Raw genomic sequence first — 17,864 nt, 5'->3', positions numbered from 1 at the left:
GGCAGCCGGCTGCAGTGCTAGGTTTTTCGGCCGAGCCAACGGTCCAGGCCCAGCAAGATCAGGGACACACCCACAAACCCCGCCAAGATGCCCAGAGCATTGAGCAACACCTGGGGGTAACCCAGCGTGTCCACGGCAATAAAGGGATAGGGGTACAGCCCCAGCAAATGCCCGCGTATCAGCAAATAGGCGAAGTACAGCGTCGGGTAGAGCATCCACAAGCCCAGGTGCCTGAAGCGCAAATGCCCCTTGGGTACGCAGCGCCACCAGTAGATCAGGAACAGCACCGGCATCACGTCATGCAGCAGCTCATCGGCCAACCATTGCCAGCCCTGGGGATGCCACAGATGCCGCAGCAACAGGCTGTAAGCCAGCCCCACCAGCACAATGCTCGCCGCCACCGCGCCACTCACCGAAGGGCGCAACAGGAACGCAGTTCCCCGCCCCCTACGCAGCTTCAGGGCGCAGGTCAGTACGCAAGCCACCAGGGTGTTACTCAGCACGGTGAAGAAGCTGAAGAAGCTCACCACCCCGCCCAGCAGGCTGTCGCCAGCGTCCCAGCGCAGCAACAGGATCAGATACAACTGAACCGACAGGCCCAGCCAGCCCAGCATGGCGGCCACGGCAATCAGGCCTTGCCGGCTGAACAGCCTTTGCAGCGATCCAGTGGCCATGGGGTTCCTCAGAGCGGGCGCTTGGTGCGCTGCAACTTGACGTAGAGCTTTTCGACTTTCTCCCGGGCCCACGGGGTCTTGCGCAGAAAGGTCAGGCTCGACTTGAGGCTCGGGTCGCTCTTGAAACAGCGAATGTCGATGCGCTCGGCCAGCCCCGACCATTGGTAATGCTCCACCAGCGCTTTAAGGATCTGTTCCAGGGTTACGCCATGCAGCGGGTCGGTGTGGGTGTCGGTCATGCCAGGCCTTCGAGCGAAGAAAGAAAAGAAGTCGCGCACCTTATCCGAGGGCATGCGTGCGCGCCAGAGCATCGGTTTTAACTGTAGTCGCTAGCAGCACTGGGGACGGTTTCAGGCAACCTTCAGCGCGAATCGGCGATCGACGCCTTCACCGGCGTCTAGCACAGAGGCGGAGCAGACAAGCGGAAAGTTCCTGGCATTCCAAAACAAAAGAGATGTTATATTGTATCAACAAACAACCACTCCCCCGCATTCAGGGGCCCGTGTCCCGCCTGTTTTCTGACTCAACGCGCACTGCGCAACGCTTGCCAAGGAATCACCGATGTCCCTCTCTATCCCCCGCCCTGCTCGCTCTTTAGTGTGGCGCTTGTCGCCGTTGCCCGCCGCCTTGCTGATCGCATCCCAGGCCCAAGCCCTGGATTTGCCTCAGCAGGTCATCACCGCCAACCCCTTGGGCCGTTCGCAACTGGCCGCCCCCACTACGGTGCTGGAAGGTGAGCAACTGACCCTGGAACAAAAGGGCAGCCTCGGTGAAACCCTGAACAAACAACCTGGCGTGTCCTCGTCCTACTTCGGCCCGGGGGCCAGCCGCCCGGTGATACGCGGCCTGGATGGCGACCGCATCCGCATTCTGCAAAACGGCGTTGGCGCACTGGACGCCTCGTCGTTGTCCTACGACCACGCCGTGCCACTGGACCCGGTCAACGTCGAACGCATCGAAATCGTCCGAGGCCCGGCAGCGCTGTTGTATGGCGGCAACGCCATTGGCGGGGTGATCAACAGCTTCGACAATCGCATTCCTACCGACGCCATCGAGGGCATTCAGGGGGCCGGAGAGCTGCGTTACGGCGGCGCCGACACCACCCGCAGCAGCGCCGGCAAACTGGAGGCCGGCAACGGCACCTTCGCCCTGCACCTGGACGCCAATTCGCGCCAGTTCAATGACCTGAAGATTCCGGGTGACGCCCGCAGCCGCCATGCTCCGGCCAGTGAAGAGGGTGACGGTAAGAAAGGTCGCCTGGGCAACAGCGACGGGCGCCAGGACGGCGGCGCCATTGGCGGTTCCTACACCTGGGATGACGGTTATGCCGGCCTGTCCTACAGCAACTACGACGCCAACTACGGCTCCCCCGCCGAAGACGACGTGCGTATCCGCATGAAGCAGGACCACTACGCCTTCGCCTCGGAACTGCGCAACCTCCAGGGGCCGTTCAGTGCGCTCAAGTTCAACGCCGGCTACACCGATTACCAACACCGCGAGATCGAAGGCGGCGAAACCGGCACCACCTTCAAGAACAAAGGCTACGAGGCCCGGGTCGAGGCCCGGCACCAACCCATCGGCCCGCTGGAAGGGGTGATCGGCGCCCAGGTCAATCGCAACGAGTTCTCCGCCCTGGGCGAAGAAGCCTTCGTCCCGCAGACCGACACCAACAGCGGCGCGCTATTCATTCTTGAAGAACTGCAAGCCACCGAGCGCCTGCGACTCAGCCTCGGCGGGCGCCTGGAACACACCACTGTGGACCCGGACGGCAAAGGCAACGAGCGTTTTGCCCAGGCCGACAAGTCCAACAGCTTCACTGCCGGCAGCCTGTCCTCGGGCGCGGTCTATACCCTGACCCCGGTCTGGTCCCTGGCCGCGACCCTGGGCTACACCGAACGCGCCCCAACCTTCTATGAGCTGTATGCCAACGGCGCCCACGTCGCCACCGGCACCTATGAAGTGGGCAGCGCCAAGCTGTCCAAGGAAAAGGCGGTATCCAGCGACCTGGCCCTGCGTTTCGACAACGGTGTGCATAAAGGCAGTGTCGGAGTGTTCTACAGCCACTTCTCCAACTACATCGGCCTGCTGGGCACGGGACGGACCCTCAACGATGAAGGCGAAGAAGCCGCAGACGGGGTTCCCGAATATGCCTATTCCGGGGTCCGGGCACGCTTTACCGGGATCGAAGCTCAGGATCGCTGGGCGCTGGGGGAAAGCGCCTACGGCAAGTTCGCCCTGGAGCTGTCCGGCGACTACACCCGGGCCAAGAACCTCGACAACGGCCAGGACCTGCCGCGCATTGCTCCGCTGCGCCTGAACAGCGGCCTGCTGTGGGAACTGGATCGCTGGCAGGCACGCCTGGACGTGCAGCACGCTGCCGGCCAGGGCCGCGTGCCGGACCACGAAAGCAGCACCGATGGCTACACCACCTTTGGCGCCAGCGCCGGCTATCGCTTCGACATCGGCCATAGCCAGTGGCTGGCCTTCGTCAAGGGCGAGAACCTGACCAATCAGACCGTGCGCTACGCCAGCTCAATCCTGCGGGACATCGCGCCGGCCGCCGGGCGCAGTGTCCAGTTGGGCTTGCGCACGACCTTCTAAGGTCGTGCCGTGGGAGCAGGCTTGCTCAACACAGCATCTGTCCTGTGCCGAGCACGCCTGCTGCATTGAACGGCGCAGCCGCTCATCGGGCCGACTCAGAAGTAACGCCGGGGGTCGGTCTCTATCAGGCTGGCCAATTGGGTCAGGGCAAAACGCAACTCGTCCTGGGTCGTCGGCGACATCAGCACCACCCGTACACAACGGGAGCTGGCGCCACGCTCCACCTGGAACTGGCTGCCACTCATCACCCGCACGCCATTGGCCCGGGCCAGGGTGGCGAACTCATCACCGGTCCAGGGCGCTGGCAAGGTCAGCCACAAGTGATAGCTGTGGGGCTGGGTCTGCATCTGCAGGCCGGCAAACACCTCCCGGGCAATCGCCTGGCGCGCCGCCGCCTCGCTGCGCTGGGTCTGCACCAGCTTGCGATCCAAGCCTTCGACAATCACATTGCTGGCCATCTGCGCCGTCAGGGGCGACGGCATCCACACGCTGCTGCGTACCATGGCACTCAGGCGCGACAGTAACTTCGGCGGACTGTACAGATAACCGATCCGCAACGCCGGCATGATCGCCTTGGACAGGCTGGTGAGGTACACCGAGCGCTCCGGTGCATAGGTCGACAGCGGCTTGATCCCCGGATCGGTGGCAAGGAAACCGTAGATATCGTCGTCGACGATCAGAAAGTCGAACTCCTCGGCAAGCGCTGCGATCTGCGCCCGACGCCGCGGCGACATGATCGCCGTGGTGGGGTTCTGGCAAGTGGCGACGCACACCAGCAACGCCGGTTTTTCCCGTAGGCACTGCTCGCGCAAGGCCTCGGGCAGCATGCCTTCCTCATCCATCGCCACGCCTCGCAGGCGCCGCTCCAGACCATGGGCCACGGAGATGATGCCCGGGTACGTCAACGACTCACAAAGCACCAGGTCACCGGCATTACTCAGGGCGCTGATGGCCACCATCAGCCCGTGCTGGGCGCCGGCAGTCATCACCACCTGTTGCCAATGGACCTCGGGCAAGGAGTGTCGCAACCACTGGGCACCGGCTTCGCGGTGGGCCGGATGACCGCCGTCGGGGGCGTAGTCCAGGGCACGACCAAAGTCGCTGCTGCGGGCCATGCCCACCAGAGCGCCGCGCAACCAGTACTCCAGGGTTTCGCTGTAGGGCTTGATGATCGACAGGTCGAGGGTTTCGGACTGCCCAAGGGACAAGGACGGAGCACTGGAGCCTTCAGGCAACCCCTGCGGCGGTTGCGCCAACACATAAGTACCGCGCCCCACCTCACCTTGCACCAGGCCGCGACGCTGGGCTTCGCTGTAGGCACGACTGATGGTGCCGGGGGTGACGTTGAGGGTCACCGCCAGCTCCCGCAACGTCGGCAGGCGATCACCGTCGTTCAACAGGCCGCTGCTGATATCACGCGCCAAGGCGTCGGCGATGGACAGATAGACCGGCTGGTTGAACTCGTTTAACTGGGGAACCCACATGGAGGCTGATGACCATCGGCTGCGTGAAGTGGACCGAAGCATATCACAGGCCTTTACCCACCATTAACGTCGAACCAATGAAAGCATTGATTCGATCAAAAAATACTAAGAAAGGCATTCCGACGATGCAAGATAATTTTTTAAAGCAAAAAATCATTAAAAATCAATATCTTATTAATGAAATCGACGTACGTGAGGCAATATTCGGACTCCTTCGCTCGAGAATAAATTGAATCGATTCAATTGATTGAAATACACTCCACAAGCGCCAACCCAATCGACTCAATCCCCCTTCCCCCACGCCCAGTCGAGATGCCATGCACAGCCTCAGCAAGGACCTGTCCCTCTCCGCCGTGATCGCCGGCCTGATCGCCGTGATCATTTCCTACGCCGGCCCCTTGATCATCGTGTTCCAGGCCGCCCGCGAAGCCCATATGCCCAGTGACCAGGTGTCGTCCTGGATCTGGGCCATTTCCATCGGCAGCGGCCTCACCGGCCTGCTGCTGAGCTGGCGCCTGAAAGTGCCGGTGATCACCGCCTGGTCCACTCCCGGCGCAGCGCTGCTGGTGTCGATGCTGCCCACGGTGTCGCTGCCCCAGGCCATCGGCGCCTATGTCGTGGCTTCGCTGATCATCGCCGCGCTCGGCCTGTCCGGGGCCTTCGACAAGCTCATGAGCCGCCTGCCCAAAGCCATTGCCGCCGCCATGCTGGCGGGCATCCTGTTCCGCTTCGGCGCCGGGCTGTTCACGTCGGTCACCCTGCAACCGGCCCTGGTGCTGGCAATGATCGCCGCTTACCTGCTGGGCAAACGCTTCTCGCCACGCTACGCGATTCTCGCCGTGCTGCTGGTAGGCTGCGCCGTGGCCACCGGCCTTGGCGAGTTCGACGGCGGCTCCATCACCCTGGCCCTGGCCGAACCGATCTTCATCGCCCCCGAGTGGAACTGGCACGCCATCGTCAACATCGGCCTGCCCCTGGCCCTGGTGACCCTGACCGGGCAATACGTGCCGGGCATGGCGGTGATGCGCAGCGCCGGCTACACCACCCCGGCGCGCTCGATCGTGTCCTGGACCGCCATCACCTCAGCGCTGCTGGCGCCGTTCGGCTCCCACGGCATCAACCTTGCCGCCATCACTGCCGCCATCTGCACCGGTCGCGAAGCCCACGAAGACAAGGACAAACGCTACATCGCCGGGATCGCCTGCGGTCTGTTCTACCTCCTCATGGGGATTTTCGGCGCGACCCTGGCCTCGGTGTTCGCCGCCCTGCCCAAGGAGTTGATCGCGGCCCTGGCCGGCCTGGCCCTGTTCGGCGCCATCAGTGCCGGCTTGAGCGGCGCCATGGCCGATGAGAAACAACGCGAAGCCGCCTTGATCACCTTCCTGGTGACCGCCTCGGGCATGAGCTTCCTGGGCCTGGCCGCTGCGTTCTGGGGGCTGATTTTCGGCCTGGTGGCGCACTTCGCACTGAGCTACACCCGGCAAAAAAACAGCCTCGCCGAGGCCGTCACGCCTCGCTGAGCGCGGATCGTGCCCGATCACTGTTACCGAATCCGAAACGGTTCATGTCAATAAAAGCGCTTTCTCTTGGCGAGACAGCGCTTTATCCTTGGCTCCCTGAAGCTGAATCGCTTCATCTTCCCTTTTGAAATCAGCGGCGTGCCGCCTCGATCACCTGTGATCAAGGCCAGATGCCCTGCCCTTGCTTCTGCCTATTCCTAGAAAAAGACCTGACTCGAATGCCTATGCCGATTTTCCAGCGCCCAAAAGACAGCGCTGTCCTGATTCCCGTTGCCTTGCCCAAAACCCTGAGCCTGATCAGCGCCCTGGGGTTTGCCGCCTGCGCCCAGGCCGCACCGGCATTCGACAACGACTCGCCCTGGATGCTCGGCGACTGGAATGGCACGCGCACCGAGCTGGCGGAAAAAGGCTACGACTTCAAGGTCGATTACGTCGGCGAGATGGGCGCCAACCTGCACGGTGGCTACGACCACGACCGCACCGCGCGCTACAGCGACCAGTTTGCCTTCGGCAGCCACCTGGACCTGCAGAAGATCCTCGGCTGGGATGACGCCGAGTTCCAACTGACCGTGACCAAGCGCGACGGTGACAACATCAGCAACGACCGGATCAACGACCCACGGGTCGGCGGCTTCACCTCGGCCCAGGAAGTCTGGGGCCGCGGCCAGACCTGGCGCCTGACGCAGATGTGGTACCAGCAGAAATTCTTCGACCAGAAGCTCGACATCAAGGCCGGCCGCTTCGGCCAGGGCGAAGACTTCAACAGCTTCCCCTGCGACTTCCAGAACCTGGCGTTCTGCGGCTCCCAGGTAGGCAACTGGGCCGGCAGCGTCTGGTACAACTGGCCCGTCAGCCAGTGGGCCCTGCGGGTCAAATACCACCTGACGCCTGAGGTCTATGCGCAGATCGGCGCCTATGAGCAGAACCCGTCGAACCTGGACCGCGACAACGGCTTCAAGCTCAGCGGCAGCGGCACCCAAGGCACTCTGTTGCCGGTGGAGCTGGTGTGGACCCCCAAGCTCAACGGCCTGGCCGGTGAGTACCGCGCCGGCTACTACTACAGCAGCGCCAAGGCCAGCGACGTGTACAAGGACAGCAACGGCCAGAGCGCGGCCCTGAGCGGCGAAGCCTACCGCAGCAGCTCAAGCAAGCACGGCCTGTGGTTCGGTGCGCAACAGCAAGTCACCAGCGTCGCCAGCGACCATTCCCGCGGCCTGAGCCTGTTCGCCAACGTCACCGCCCATGACAAGAAGACCAACGCCATCGACAACTACGTCCAGGCCGGCCTGGTCTACAAGGGCCTGTTCGATGCCCGAGCCAAGGACGACATCGGTTTCGCCCTGGCCCGGGTCCACGTCAACCCGGCGTACCGCAAGAACGCCCAGGCCCGCAACCAGGCCCGCGCGATCTACGCCTACGACAACCCCGGCTACCTACCGCCCCAGGACACCGAATACAGCGCCGAGCTGTACTACGGCGTGCACCTGGCCAACTGGCTGACCGTGCGCCCCAACCTGCAATACATCCGTCATCCCGGTGGCGTCAGCCAGGTGGACGACGCCCTGATCGGCGGGATCAAGATCCAGAGTTCGTTCTAAAGCCGCTTGGCAAAAACGACGCCACTCACAACTTTCGCTGAACCAAGCCCGCGCCTGATCGTCATCTACAGTGAACAGGCGCGGGAACATTCTTAACGTCACGGAGAACCACACTATGAGCACAGAGGGTGCTTCAAGTCCGAGCCGCTGGCTGCCAAGCCTGCTCGGGATCTTGCTGCTACTAATGGGCCTGGCCTTGCTGGCCGGGGGGATCAAGCTGAGCCTGCTCGGCGGCTCGCTGTATTACGTCCTGGCCGGCATCGGCCTGACGTTGACCGGCCTTCTGCTGCTGGCCGGCAAACGCGCGGCGCTGGGTCTGTATGCCCTGGTGCTGTTCGCCAGCACCGTCTGGTCATTGTGGGAAATCGGTCTGGACTGGTGGCAACTGGTGCCACGCCTGTCGCTGTGGTTCGCCCTCGGCGTGGTCCTGCTGCTGCCCTGGTTCCGTCGCCCACTGCTACGCGATGGCCCGGCGCCCATGGGTACTGCGGCCCTGAGCGTGGCCGTGGTCCTGGCCGGTGGCGCCGCCATCGGCAGCCAGTTCACTCACCCTGGGGAAATCTCCGGCGACCTGGGCCGCGACAGCGCCGACATGACCAGCACTGCGCCAGCCATGCCTGATGGTGACTGGCAGGCCTACGGCCGCACCGAGTTCGGCGACCGCTACTCGCCGCTGAAGCAGATCACCCCGGACAACATCGGCAAGCTGCAGGAAGCCTGGCGCATCCGCACCGGCGACATGCCGACCGCCAAGGACCCGGTGGAGATCACCAACCAGAACACCCCGCTGAAGGTCAACGGCATGCTTTATGCCTGCACCGCCCACAGCCAGGTGCTGGCCCTTGACCCGGACACCGGCAAGGAAATCTGGCGCTTCGACCCGCAGATCAAAGGCCCCAACGGCGACGACTTCCGTGGCTGGGCGCACATGACCTGCCGTGGCGTGTCGTACTACGACGAAGCCAACTACAAGAACTCCGATGCCATCAGCCAGCCGTCCGCCCTGTCTCCCGCAGGCCAGGCCATCGCTGCCAGTTGCCCGCGTCGTCTGTTCCTGCCCACCGCCGATGCACGCCTGATCGCCATCAACGCCGACACCGGCAAGGTCTGCGAAGACTTCGGCAACCAAGGCGCCGTCGACCTTAAAGCCGGTATCGGCCCGTTCACCCCGGGCGGCTACTACTCCACCTCGCCAGCCGCCATCACCCGCAACCTGGTGATCATCGGCGGTCACGTCACCGACAACGAATCGATCAACGAACCGTCCGGCGTGATCCGCGCCTTCGACGCGCACGACGGTCACTTGGTGTGGAACTGGGATTCGGGCAACCCCGACGAAACCGCGCCACTGGCCGAAGGCCAGACCTACACCCGCAACTCGCCGAACATGTGGTCCCTGGCCAGCGTCGACGAGAAACTGGGCATGGTCTACCTGCCACTGGGCAACCAGATGCCGGACCAATGGGGCGGCAACCGCACCGCAGGCGCCGAGAAATTCAGCGCCGGCACCGTGGCCCTGGACATCGACACCGGCAAGCTGCGCTGGAACTACCAGTTCACCCACCACGACCTGTGGGACATGGACGTGGGCAGCCAGCCGACCCTGCTCGACATGAAGACCGCGGACGGCGTCAAGCCCGCGCTGATCCAGCCGACCAAGCAAGGCAGCCTGTATGTGCTGGACCGTCGCGACGGCACCCCGATCGTGCCGATTCGTGAAGTACCGGCCCCGACCGGCGCGGTCGAAGGCGACCACACCGCCCCGACCCAGGCCCGCTCGGACCTGAACCTGCTGCCACCGCCACTGGATGAAAAAGCCATGTGGGGCGCCACGCCGTTCGACCAGATGCTGTGCCGCATCCAGTTCAAGGAACTGCGCTACGAAGGCCAATACACCCCGCCGTCGGTGCAGGGCAGCCTGATCTACCCGGGTAACGTCGGCGTGTTCAACTGGGGCAGCGTCTCGCTGGACCCGGTGCGTCAGTTGCTGTTCACCAGCCCGAACTACATGGCCTTCGTGTCCAAGCTGGTGCCGCGCGCCGAAGTCGCCGCCGACAGCAAGCGCGAAAGCGAAACCTCGGGCGTGCAACCCAACGCTGGCGCGCCTTACGCGGTGATCATGCACCCGTTCATGTCGCCGCTCGGCGTACCCTGCCAGGCACCGGCCTGGGGCTACGTGGCCGGTATCGACCTGACCACCAACAAAGTGGTGTGGAAACACAAGAACGGCACCAGCCGTGACAGCTCGCCGATCCCGATCGGCCTGCCAATCGGCGTACCGAGCATGGGTGGCTCCATGGTCACCGGTGGTGGCGTGGGCTTCCTCAGCGGCACCCTGGACCAGTACATCCGCGCCTATGACGTGAAAAACGGCAAGGAACTGTGGAAATCCCGCCTGCCAGCGGGCGGCCAGGCCACGCCGATGAGCTACACCGGCAAGGATGGCAAGCAGTATGTGCTGGTGGTCGTGGGCGGCCACGGCTCGCTGGGCACCAAGATGGGCGACTACATCATTGCCTACAAACTGGCGGAATAAGCTTTACCGGCAGGCATGAAAAAGGCGGCTACCTTGGGGTAGCCGCCTTTTTTTGTGCTCTGGGTAGAGGGGGATCGTGTGTATATCCGGTATGGGCGACTACATCATTGCCTACAAACTGGCGGAATAAGCTTTACCGGCAGGCATGAAAAAGGCGGCTACCTTGGGGTAGCCGCCTTTTTTTGTGCTCTGGGTAGAGGGGGATCGTGTGTATATCCGGTGATGCGGAGGGGGCCATTTGTGGTTGCGCTTTTACAGCGGGGGTTGGGGTACATATCCGGTGCTGCGGGTGTGGCGGCTGGCGGTTCCGCTCTTACAGCCATCCCTTTCAAGGTCTTAGGTAAAATCCCCTGAATTTCAGTCAGGAAGACCCGAACGATGTGGACCGATGTACTCGCGCGATTCGAGAAAAAGGCACCCGCCAGTGTCATGGCCAAACTCGCCTTGGAGCAGGCTATCGCGCCAGAATGGGTCGATCAGGTTTTCGAAGAACATCGGCAAAGGCAGTACTCCCGCGAACTGCTGTTCTCGACCATCGTCAAGCTCATGTCCCTTGTTTCATTGGGCTTGAAGCCGTCCCTGCATGCCGCAGCCAGGCAACTGGAGGATCTTCCAGTCAGCCTGGCCGCCCTCTATGACAAGATCAGCCGTACCGAACCTGCTTTATTGCGCGCGTTGGTCACAGGCAGCGCGCAACGTCTGGCGCCGACGATCAAGGAGCTTGGTTGCCCAGCCATGCTTCCCGGCTGGCAAGTTCGAGTGGTGGATGGCAGTCACCTGGCCTCTACCGAAAAGCGCCTTGGCGCGCTGCGCCAAGAGCGCGGGGCGGCACGCCCCGGATTCTCGGTCGTGGTCTATGACCCCGACCTGGATCAGGTGGTTGATCTGCAACCCTGCGAAGACGCCTATGCAAGCGAGCGAGTCTGCGTGTTGCCCCTGCTGGCCGATGCCAAGGCCAATCAGGTTTGGATCGCGGATCGGCTCTACTGCACGCTTCCTGTAATGGAGGCTTGTGAGCAGGTGAAAACTTCATTTGTCATTCGCCAGCAAGCCAAACATCCACGCCTGATTCAAGAGGGTGAATGGCAAGCACCGATGCCTGTTGCAACAGGTACGGTGCGCGAGCAAACCATCGAAGTGAAAGGTGGCCATCAGTGGCGACGCATCGAACTGACGCTCCATTCGCCAAACGACTCGGGTGACAGCAGTTTGCTGTTCTGGAGCAATCTGCCCCAGAGCGTCAGCGTGCAGCAAATCGCAGATCTCTATCGCCGTCGCTGGAGCATTGAAGGAATGTTCCTGCGGCTGGAAGCCATCTTGGAGAGTGAGATTGAAACCTTGGGCAGCCCGCGAGCTGCATTGCTCGGATTCACCACTGCGGTGCTGGCATACAACGTTTTGGCCTTACTCAAACGCAGTGTTGAGCAGGCGCATCGAGAGACTCAGCCTGAAGGCTGGGAGGCCTCGATCTATCACTTGGCAATCCAGATCCGAAGCGGATATGAGGGCATGCAGATTGCCCTGCCATCCGAATACATGCCGGTAGTTCCAGTTGAAAACCTGGCCCAGCACTTGCTGGAGCTGGCTAGAAATATCCTACCCAAGCAAGTCGCCAAAAGCCCACGAGGACCCAAGGTGTCCAAGCCCAAAACATGGGTGCAAGGGACGGCCGTGAATGCACATGTTTCAACCGATAGGGTCATCAAAGCAGCCAAAAAGAAAAGACCTTGAAAGGGATGGCTCTTACAGCGGCTCACTTTTGAAAAGCGCAAAAGTAAGCAAAACGCTCTGCCCCTCCACTCGGTGCCTCGCATAGCGAGGCATGCCCGAACTCCGGCATTGATCCGTGGGCCGCCGCCACCGGCCATCCATGGCCGGGTGGCGGCTAACCCGGCATCCCTGCCGGGTTACCCACGGCTCAATGCCTGCGTTCGGCCATCGTGGTTTACGGGGCGTTCAGATCAAAATCAAAATCAAGAGCGCGACGGCGGCCTTGCGGCCGGCCTGAAGATGGGACGGTGTGTATCTCCCCCCCGTGTAGAAGCTGGCTTGCCAGCGAAGGCGCCCGCCCAGGCGCTGCATGTCTCACAGGCCTCTTCGCCGGCAAGCCGGCTCCTACGGACAGCGCGTAAAACGGGCTTGGCTCTGGCTTTTGATCTTGATCTTCAGGCCCCTTCCCAGCCGGCCGAACGCAGGCGTTGCGCAGGGGGCAGCTCGGCAGGGATGCCGAGCTAGCCGCCATCAGGCCATGGATGGCCTGTGGCGGCGTGCCCCCGGAGCAGCGCCGGAGCGAGGGAACCCCGAGCCCCAGCGAGGTGCCCATGGAGGGGCAAGCGTTTTTGGTTCCTTTTTAGGCGTTTGTAAAAAGGGACTCGCCGTAAGGGCGAAACCGCCAGCCGCCACCCCCGCAGCAACGGATATGTACACAAAAAGATCCCGGTTTTACGACTAGCTTCCCCACCGCTCAAGACCAAACCCTCCCCCCTTCCCCTCAAACCGCGATCACCGAAAATTCCTACAACTCGCGTCCAATTGCATCACCTTGTCCCTCCAAGGCGATGCCCTTAAGGTCTGGGGGTCATTGCAAATTCAGTGACAGGGCGTAGGAACCCTTCGAGAACCCTTGGCGCATAAGCGCCCGTCTGATTGCGGAGCATCTGTCGCATCCGTAAGATCAGCCGCGGCGGCCGTGCGCGGGCACGCTTCGGCGTGGCCGAGTCCAAGGGTATTCGGTATTCCTACCCCGCGCGCGGCTGCCACCCAAGCCCGTAGGAAGGCCGTTGGCAGCTCTCATGCCTACCCGGAGCTCGATCAAATGAAAAAGGTCAAACCCAACAAATCTGACACCACTGCGACGGAGCCCAACTCTCGTCACATGCCATTGACCAGCAACGACTACAACATCCCCGCCCTGCTGGTGGACACCCTGGCCCCGCTGGACGCCCTCCACGAAGCCGCCGCCCACCGCATCCGCGCGGCCACCCAGTTGCTGGAAAACATCGCCAGCCACGACAACCTGCAGAGCAACCCGGCCCTGCTTCAGGATTTCGCCCAACTGTGCGTCATTCCCCTGCGCGACGGCTGCGACCTGCTGGATGTGCTCGGCCGGCGCCTGCAGGAACAACTGCTCACCTGAGCCTGATCCGGGCCCGGCAGCGTCAAACCGGGCCCATCAAACCCGCTGATCTGCGCCCCCACCCCTTCGTCATTGCAAAGCGACATTAGCCCATTTGTGCTAATCGACCCTCCCCCACCCCGGGGCTATAGTGCCGAGCAACCACCCGTTCTCTTCAACACCGCCGTTCTGCGGTGACGGGAGCGGCTGCGCCGTTGAAAACACAACAACACCAAGGAAGAGCCATCATGAAACTCCAGTCCAGCCTCCGTCCCCTTGCCCTGCTCAGTGTTCTAGCCTTCGCCCTGGGCGGTTGTGCTATTGCCAAACCGAGCAACGATGATCTGAAGAACCGTGCCCAGATCACCCTCGGCAAGCCGGTTTCCACGGTGTCCAACGTACGCAGCGACGCGTCCCAGACCTACTTCACCGCCAGCACCAGCGCCGGCGAATACAACTGCGTGTTGCCCAGCGGCGGCATGGTCGCCTTCGCCACCATGGGCGGAGCAGTTGCGCTGCCGGCCGAGTGCAGCAAGCAATAAAACGCTAGCCCCTGGCCAAGCAGGCTCGCCACGACGGGCTGCCCCGGTGCAGCAGCGGGACAGCGTCGTGCGAGCAACGCTCCCTCCTGAAAAGGTCTTGAGTTGATGAAATCCCGTCTTTTCATGGTGACAGGCCTGGCCCTGCTCGCCTGTACCCTGATGGCCTGTGCGCCGCGCCAAGGGCGAACCCTGGCCGAATACCCGCCGGTGAAGCTTCCCAGCGTGCAGTACCCCGATACCCCCTTCGACACCCAGGCCGCGCGCGCCGCCCTGCAACCGGGCACCGCCACGCTCACCGGCAAGTTCTGCATCGTCGGCAACGATGGCATCGAGGACAGCCGCAACGTCGAGATCTATCTCTACCCGGTTACCCCACACTTGCAGGCCTGGCACAAGTTGCGCGCCTCCCAGCCCGAAGGCGCACCGGTGAGCATGGTCCCCGAGGCCCTGGCCGTGCACCGGGTGACCCGGACCGACGGCAACGGCCTCTTCCAGTTCACGGGGCTGCAACCGGGCCGCTACTTCGTCCAGGGCCAAGACATGGTGTACGGCACCAGCCGCTGGAATGAGTACGTGGGCACCGGCCAGAGCAACACCAACTACGGGCCGGTGACCACCCACTACTACACCGAGCGCAGTTCGATCTCTTCGTACTCAGGGATGCTGGATGACTTCGTCGAACTCGCCAGTGGCGAGAACAAGAAGCTGACCATGACCAACTATCCCCTGCTTATCCCGTGCCGGACCTGGTAACCGCCGCTTGCGTCACGGCCCTGTGACTGGACGCCAGCGGCGTCTCGCGCAGGGCCCGCAAGGTGCCCCGCAGTTCCACCGGACGCACCGGCTTGGCGAGGATGGCGATATTGCGGTCATGCAGGGCCGCGTGGATTTTCTCGAGGTCGTGCCCGGTGATGATCAGCGCCGGCACTTCCCAGCCCCGCTGCCGGCGGATGCTGTCGATGCATTCGATACCCGAGGCACGGGTGCCCAGGTCATAGTCGGCGACGATAATGTCGCAATCGGTCAGCAGGTTCTCTCCGCTCGACTCGGCCTGGACCACGCAGCCCCAGCGTTCCAGCAGCGCCGAGGTGGCCAGCAAGACGTTGCGGTCATCCTCCACCAGACAGACTCGCAGCCCGGTCAGCAAGCCGCTCTGCAACGCCTCGTCACGATCGTGCAACCGCTGTGGTGTGGCCAGTGACAGGCCGTGCAGGCTGACCGTGGTGCCGTGATCGACCCGCGAACGGATCGTCACCTCAAGGTCGGTCAACTGACCCAGGCGCTTGACGATGGACAGGCCCAGGCCGACGCCCTCGACGTCCTTGTCCCGTACTTGGCGAACCCGATAGAACTCCTCGAAAATCTTCGGCAGGTGCTCCTCGGCAATCCCCCGGCCCTGGTCATAAATGACAATGGCCAGGCCCGCACCTCGCCGGCGCACGCCAATCAGCACTGGCCGCTGCCCGGCGTACTTGAAGCAATTGGACAGTACGTTCTGCACCATGGTCGCCAGCAATCCAGGATCGACCCGCACCCAATGGACGCAAGGGCGCAGCCGCAGTTCGACACCCGCCCAGCGCGCCGCCTCGCAATTCTGGCGCACCAGATCACGCAGCAGTTCGCCCAGGTGCACAGTTTCGTACTTGGGTTGCACCCGCCCGTTGTCCAGGGTGTAAAGGTCGAGGATCGAACGGAACAACTGCGACACGTTGAGCAGCGATCGGTCGATGTTGTCCACCAGCCGCCGCTCATCCAGCCCCAGGCTGGCTTCGCGCAGGCAGGCAGTGAACAGGCCGATGGAATGGATCGGCTGGCGCAGGTCGTGGCTGGCCTGGGCCAGGAACCGGGACTTTTCCAGATTGGCGGCAATCGCCTCTTCGGATGCCAGGCGGGTGCGCTTGAGCAGGATATGGGCGTACACCGGAATCACCGTGCTGGTGATCATCAGCATCAGCACCATATAGGGCTGGGCCTGCCAATAGGGGGTCAGCAGGTAGACCATGAACAGCGCAACCTGCGCCAGCACGGTGGCAATGGCCAGGTAACGCGAGCCGAAGCGCATGCCATTGCCCAGGTTGACCCAGACCATCACCGCATAAATCGGTAGCGCCCCCTCACCGCCTACCACCAAGCCGTAACAGGTGCCGCTGTAGTCGTAGATCATGCCCAGGATGCGCCGCGCCGGGTAATGCCCGGGCCAGCGGGCAATGGCCATGCGCAGCACGATCGAACCCAGCATGAACAGGGCAATGTAGATCATCACGGGCACATAAGGGTCGACCTGCTGCCCCGGGAGAAAGCCGATCACGGTAAACCAGACCAGGGCGCACCCGGCCACGACAATCCGCAGGGTGGCCTGGTCGAGTTCGCTGTCCTTCTCAACGTTCATGCAATCACCTCCTTGTGCAATCCGTGTTGCCGTGGTCTTTTGCCGCTCGGCAATACCGCGTATCGAACACGACCAGCGGGCAGTTACAACGCCGCGCGTCAAGTTAGCATGGGCACAGGACTGGATGTTTCAAGGAGTTTCACGACATGACGTGCCGGATTATCGTCGCCGACGACCACCCGTTGTTCCGCGAAGGCATGCTGCGCACCCTCCAGCGCCTGCTGCCCGACGCCCAGCTGGAAGAGGCCGGCGACCTGGCCGCGGTGCTGGCCCTGGCCGAGAGCGGCGAGGAACCGGATTCGCTGATTCTCGACCTGCGCTTTCCCGGCCTGACCTCGGTCAGCCTGATTGCCGACCTGCGCCGCCAACTGCCCCGGACCTCGATCATCTTGGTGTCGATGGTCGACAACCAGGACCTGATCGGCGAAGTCATGGCCGCCGGGGCCGACGGTTTTATCGGCAAGAGCATCAGCCCGGAGGAGATCGGCCAGGCGATCCAGGCCATTCGCCAGGGCGAAGTGGTGGTCAAGTACGCACCTTCCGGCTTGCTGCTGCCCCTGGATGCCGGCGCCGAAGTGAGCCAGCTGACCACTCGGCAACAGGAAGTCCTGCGGCTGATCGCCCAGGGCAAGACCAACAAGGAAATCGCCCGGGAACTGGATATCTCGCCGTTCACCGTGCGCATCCATGTGTCGTCCCTGTTGCATATCCTCAAGGTGCCCTCGCGCGCCGCGGCCGCGGTGAAGTTCGCCGCCACCTGGTAAACCGCGACCCGGGCAAGGGCTGCTGCGGACCAAGCGCTGCCCGGAGTCGGCCGCGGCCATTGGTCCCGCCAGCTCCTTTAATGCTGGGAAGCCCTGCGCAAATAAGGCAGCATCGATCCTGGCACGCCTGAATAAACCCCATGGTATTGGGCGGCAGGCCAGGAACAGCGTGCTGGCGCGGCCGCCCCACGCAGGAGAAAGACATCATGAATACGGATAAACGTGATGAATTGTTTGATCGGTTGCACCACTGGTTCGGTGACTCGGAAGCCGCCAACTGGAACGAATACATCGCCGAACAGGTGGCCAAGGGCGTGCTTGGCGCCTTTAACCCAGCGCAATGGCAACGGCTCGGCGAAACCCTGCTGTCGCGCCCCGAATACTGGCAGCACCGCTGCGCGGTGTCCCTGGGCGAGTTGCGAACCCCACCGGCCATCACCTTGTTAAAACGCCTGCTGGCAGAATCGCCCTACCTGGATGTGCGGGTCATGGCGATCTATGAGCTGGACTGGGCGGAGGCTGCCATCGAACGGCGCTACGCCTCCTGCATCCTGGAAATCATGGACAACCTCACTGAGGAAGGCATTGAACCGGAGCTGCACAGCCTGTTGACCAAGGCCGAGTCGGCCACTCTCTGAAAT

The 17,864-nt window shown here is 62.8% G+C and carries 14 protein-coding genes; 10 read left to right on the top strand and 4 right to left on the bottom strand.

All coding sequences use genetic code 11. The annotated features are described in order from the left end of the window. Positions 1–17: 17 nt before the first annotated feature. Positions 18–674, bottom strand: a complete 657-nt coding sequence (locus tag PLD_RS06875; protein ID WP_159891095.1) for a Pr6Pr family membrane protein — start codon at positions 672–674, stop codon at positions 18–20. An 8-nt stretch (positions 675–682) separates the two neighbouring features. Continuing rightward, positions 683–913, bottom strand: coding sequence for a VF530 family DNA-binding protein (locus PLD_RS06870; protein ID WP_159891093.1), 231 nt, complete (start codon positions 911–913; stop codon positions 683–685). Between the two features lie 322 nt (positions 914–1,235). Between PLD_RS06870 and PLD_RS06865 the strand changes: the two genes are divergently transcribed. Then, on the top strand, positions 1,236–3,275 hold the full coding sequence (locus PLD_RS06865) for a TonB-dependent receptor (protein ID WP_159891091.1): 2,040 nt from the start codon (positions 1,236–1,238) through the stop codon (positions 3,273–3,275). A 95-nt stretch (positions 3,276–3,370) separates the two neighbouring features. Here the strand turns inward: PLD_RS06865 and PLD_RS06860 are convergent, their stop codons facing one another. Beyond that, positions 3,371–4,759 (bottom strand): PLP-dependent aminotransferase family protein, encoded by a 1,389-nt coding sequence (locus PLD_RS06860; RefSeq protein WP_159891089.1) that lies wholly within the window; start codon positions 4,757–4,759, stop codon positions 3,371–3,373. A 317-nt stretch (positions 4,760–5,076) separates the two neighbouring features. Between PLD_RS06860 and PLD_RS06855 the strand changes: the two genes are divergently transcribed. The 7 genes from PLD_RS06855 (at position 5,077) to PLD_RS06825 (ending at position 14,823) form a co-directional block, all read left to right on the top strand. Further along, on the top strand, positions 5,077–6,279 hold the full coding sequence (locus PLD_RS06855; RefSeq protein WP_159891087.1) for a benzoate/H(+) symporter BenE family transporter: 1,203 nt from the start codon (positions 5,077–5,079) through the stop codon (positions 6,277–6,279). 224 nt (positions 6,280–6,503) lie between these two features. Next, positions 6,504–7,877, top strand: coding sequence for a carbohydrate porin (locus tag PLD_RS06850; protein WP_159893424.1), 1,374 nt, complete (start codon positions 6,504–6,506; stop codon positions 7,875–7,877). Between the two features lie 115 nt (positions 7,878–7,992). Then, complete coding sequence (locus PLD_RS06845; protein WP_159891085.1) at positions 7,993–10,413, top strand: glucose/quinate/shikimate family membrane-bound PQQ-dependent dehydrogenase; 2,421 nt, start codon at positions 7,993–7,995, stop codon at positions 10,411–10,413. A 429-nt stretch (positions 10,414–10,842) separates the two neighbouring features. Next, positions 10,843–12,144, top strand: a complete 1,302-nt coding sequence (locus tag PLD_RS06840) for an IS4 family transposase (RefSeq protein WP_159893422.1) — start codon at positions 10,843–10,845, stop codon at positions 12,142–12,144. 1,084 nt (positions 12,145–13,228) lie between these two features. Beyond that, on the top strand, positions 13,229–13,549 hold the full coding sequence (locus PLD_RS06835) for a hypothetical protein (RefSeq protein WP_159891083.1): 321 nt from the start codon (positions 13,229–13,231) through the stop codon (positions 13,547–13,549). A 227-nt stretch (positions 13,550–13,776) separates the two neighbouring features. Next, positions 13,777–14,070, top strand: a complete 294-nt coding sequence (locus tag PLD_RS06830; protein WP_159891081.1) for a hypothetical protein — start codon at positions 13,777–13,779, stop codon at positions 14,068–14,070. 105 nt (positions 14,071–14,175) lie between these two features. After that, a complete protein-coding gene (locus tag PLD_RS06825; protein ID WP_159891079.1) occupies positions 14,176–14,823 on the top strand; it encodes a carboxypeptidase-like regulatory domain-containing protein in 648 nt (215 codons plus the stop codon). Here the strand turns inward: PLD_RS06825 and PLD_RS06820 are convergent. Beyond that, positions 14,801–16,459 (bottom strand): hybrid sensor histidine kinase/response regulator, encoded by a 1,659-nt coding sequence (locus tag PLD_RS06820; RefSeq protein ID WP_159891077.1) that lies wholly within the window; start codon positions 16,457–16,459, stop codon positions 14,801–14,803. The genes PLD_RS06825 and PLD_RS06820 overlap by 23 nt on opposite strands. Before the next feature lie 146 nt (positions 16,460–16,605). On the opposite strand from PLD_RS06820, the gene PLD_RS06815 reads away from it, so the two are divergent. Then, positions 16,606–17,223 (top strand): response regulator transcription factor, encoded by a 618-nt coding sequence (locus PLD_RS06815; RefSeq protein WP_159891076.1) that lies wholly within the window; start codon positions 16,606–16,608, stop codon positions 17,221–17,223. A gap of 206 nt (positions 17,224–17,429) precedes the next feature. Then, the gene (locus PLD_RS06810; RefSeq protein WP_159891074.1) at positions 17,430–17,861 is read left to right on the top strand and encodes a HEAT repeat domain-containing protein; all 432 of its coding nucleotides are present in this window, start codon (positions 17,430–17,432) and stop codon (positions 17,859–17,861) included. The last annotated feature ends 3 nt before the right edge of the window (positions 17,862–17,864 follow it).

The organism is Pseudomonas sp. LD120, from assembly GCF_009861525.1.
GTDB lineage: Bacteria > Pseudomonadota > Gammaproteobacteria > Pseudomonadales > Pseudomonadaceae > Aquipseudomonas.
This window is presented reverse-complemented; position numbering and strand designations above follow the sequence as displayed.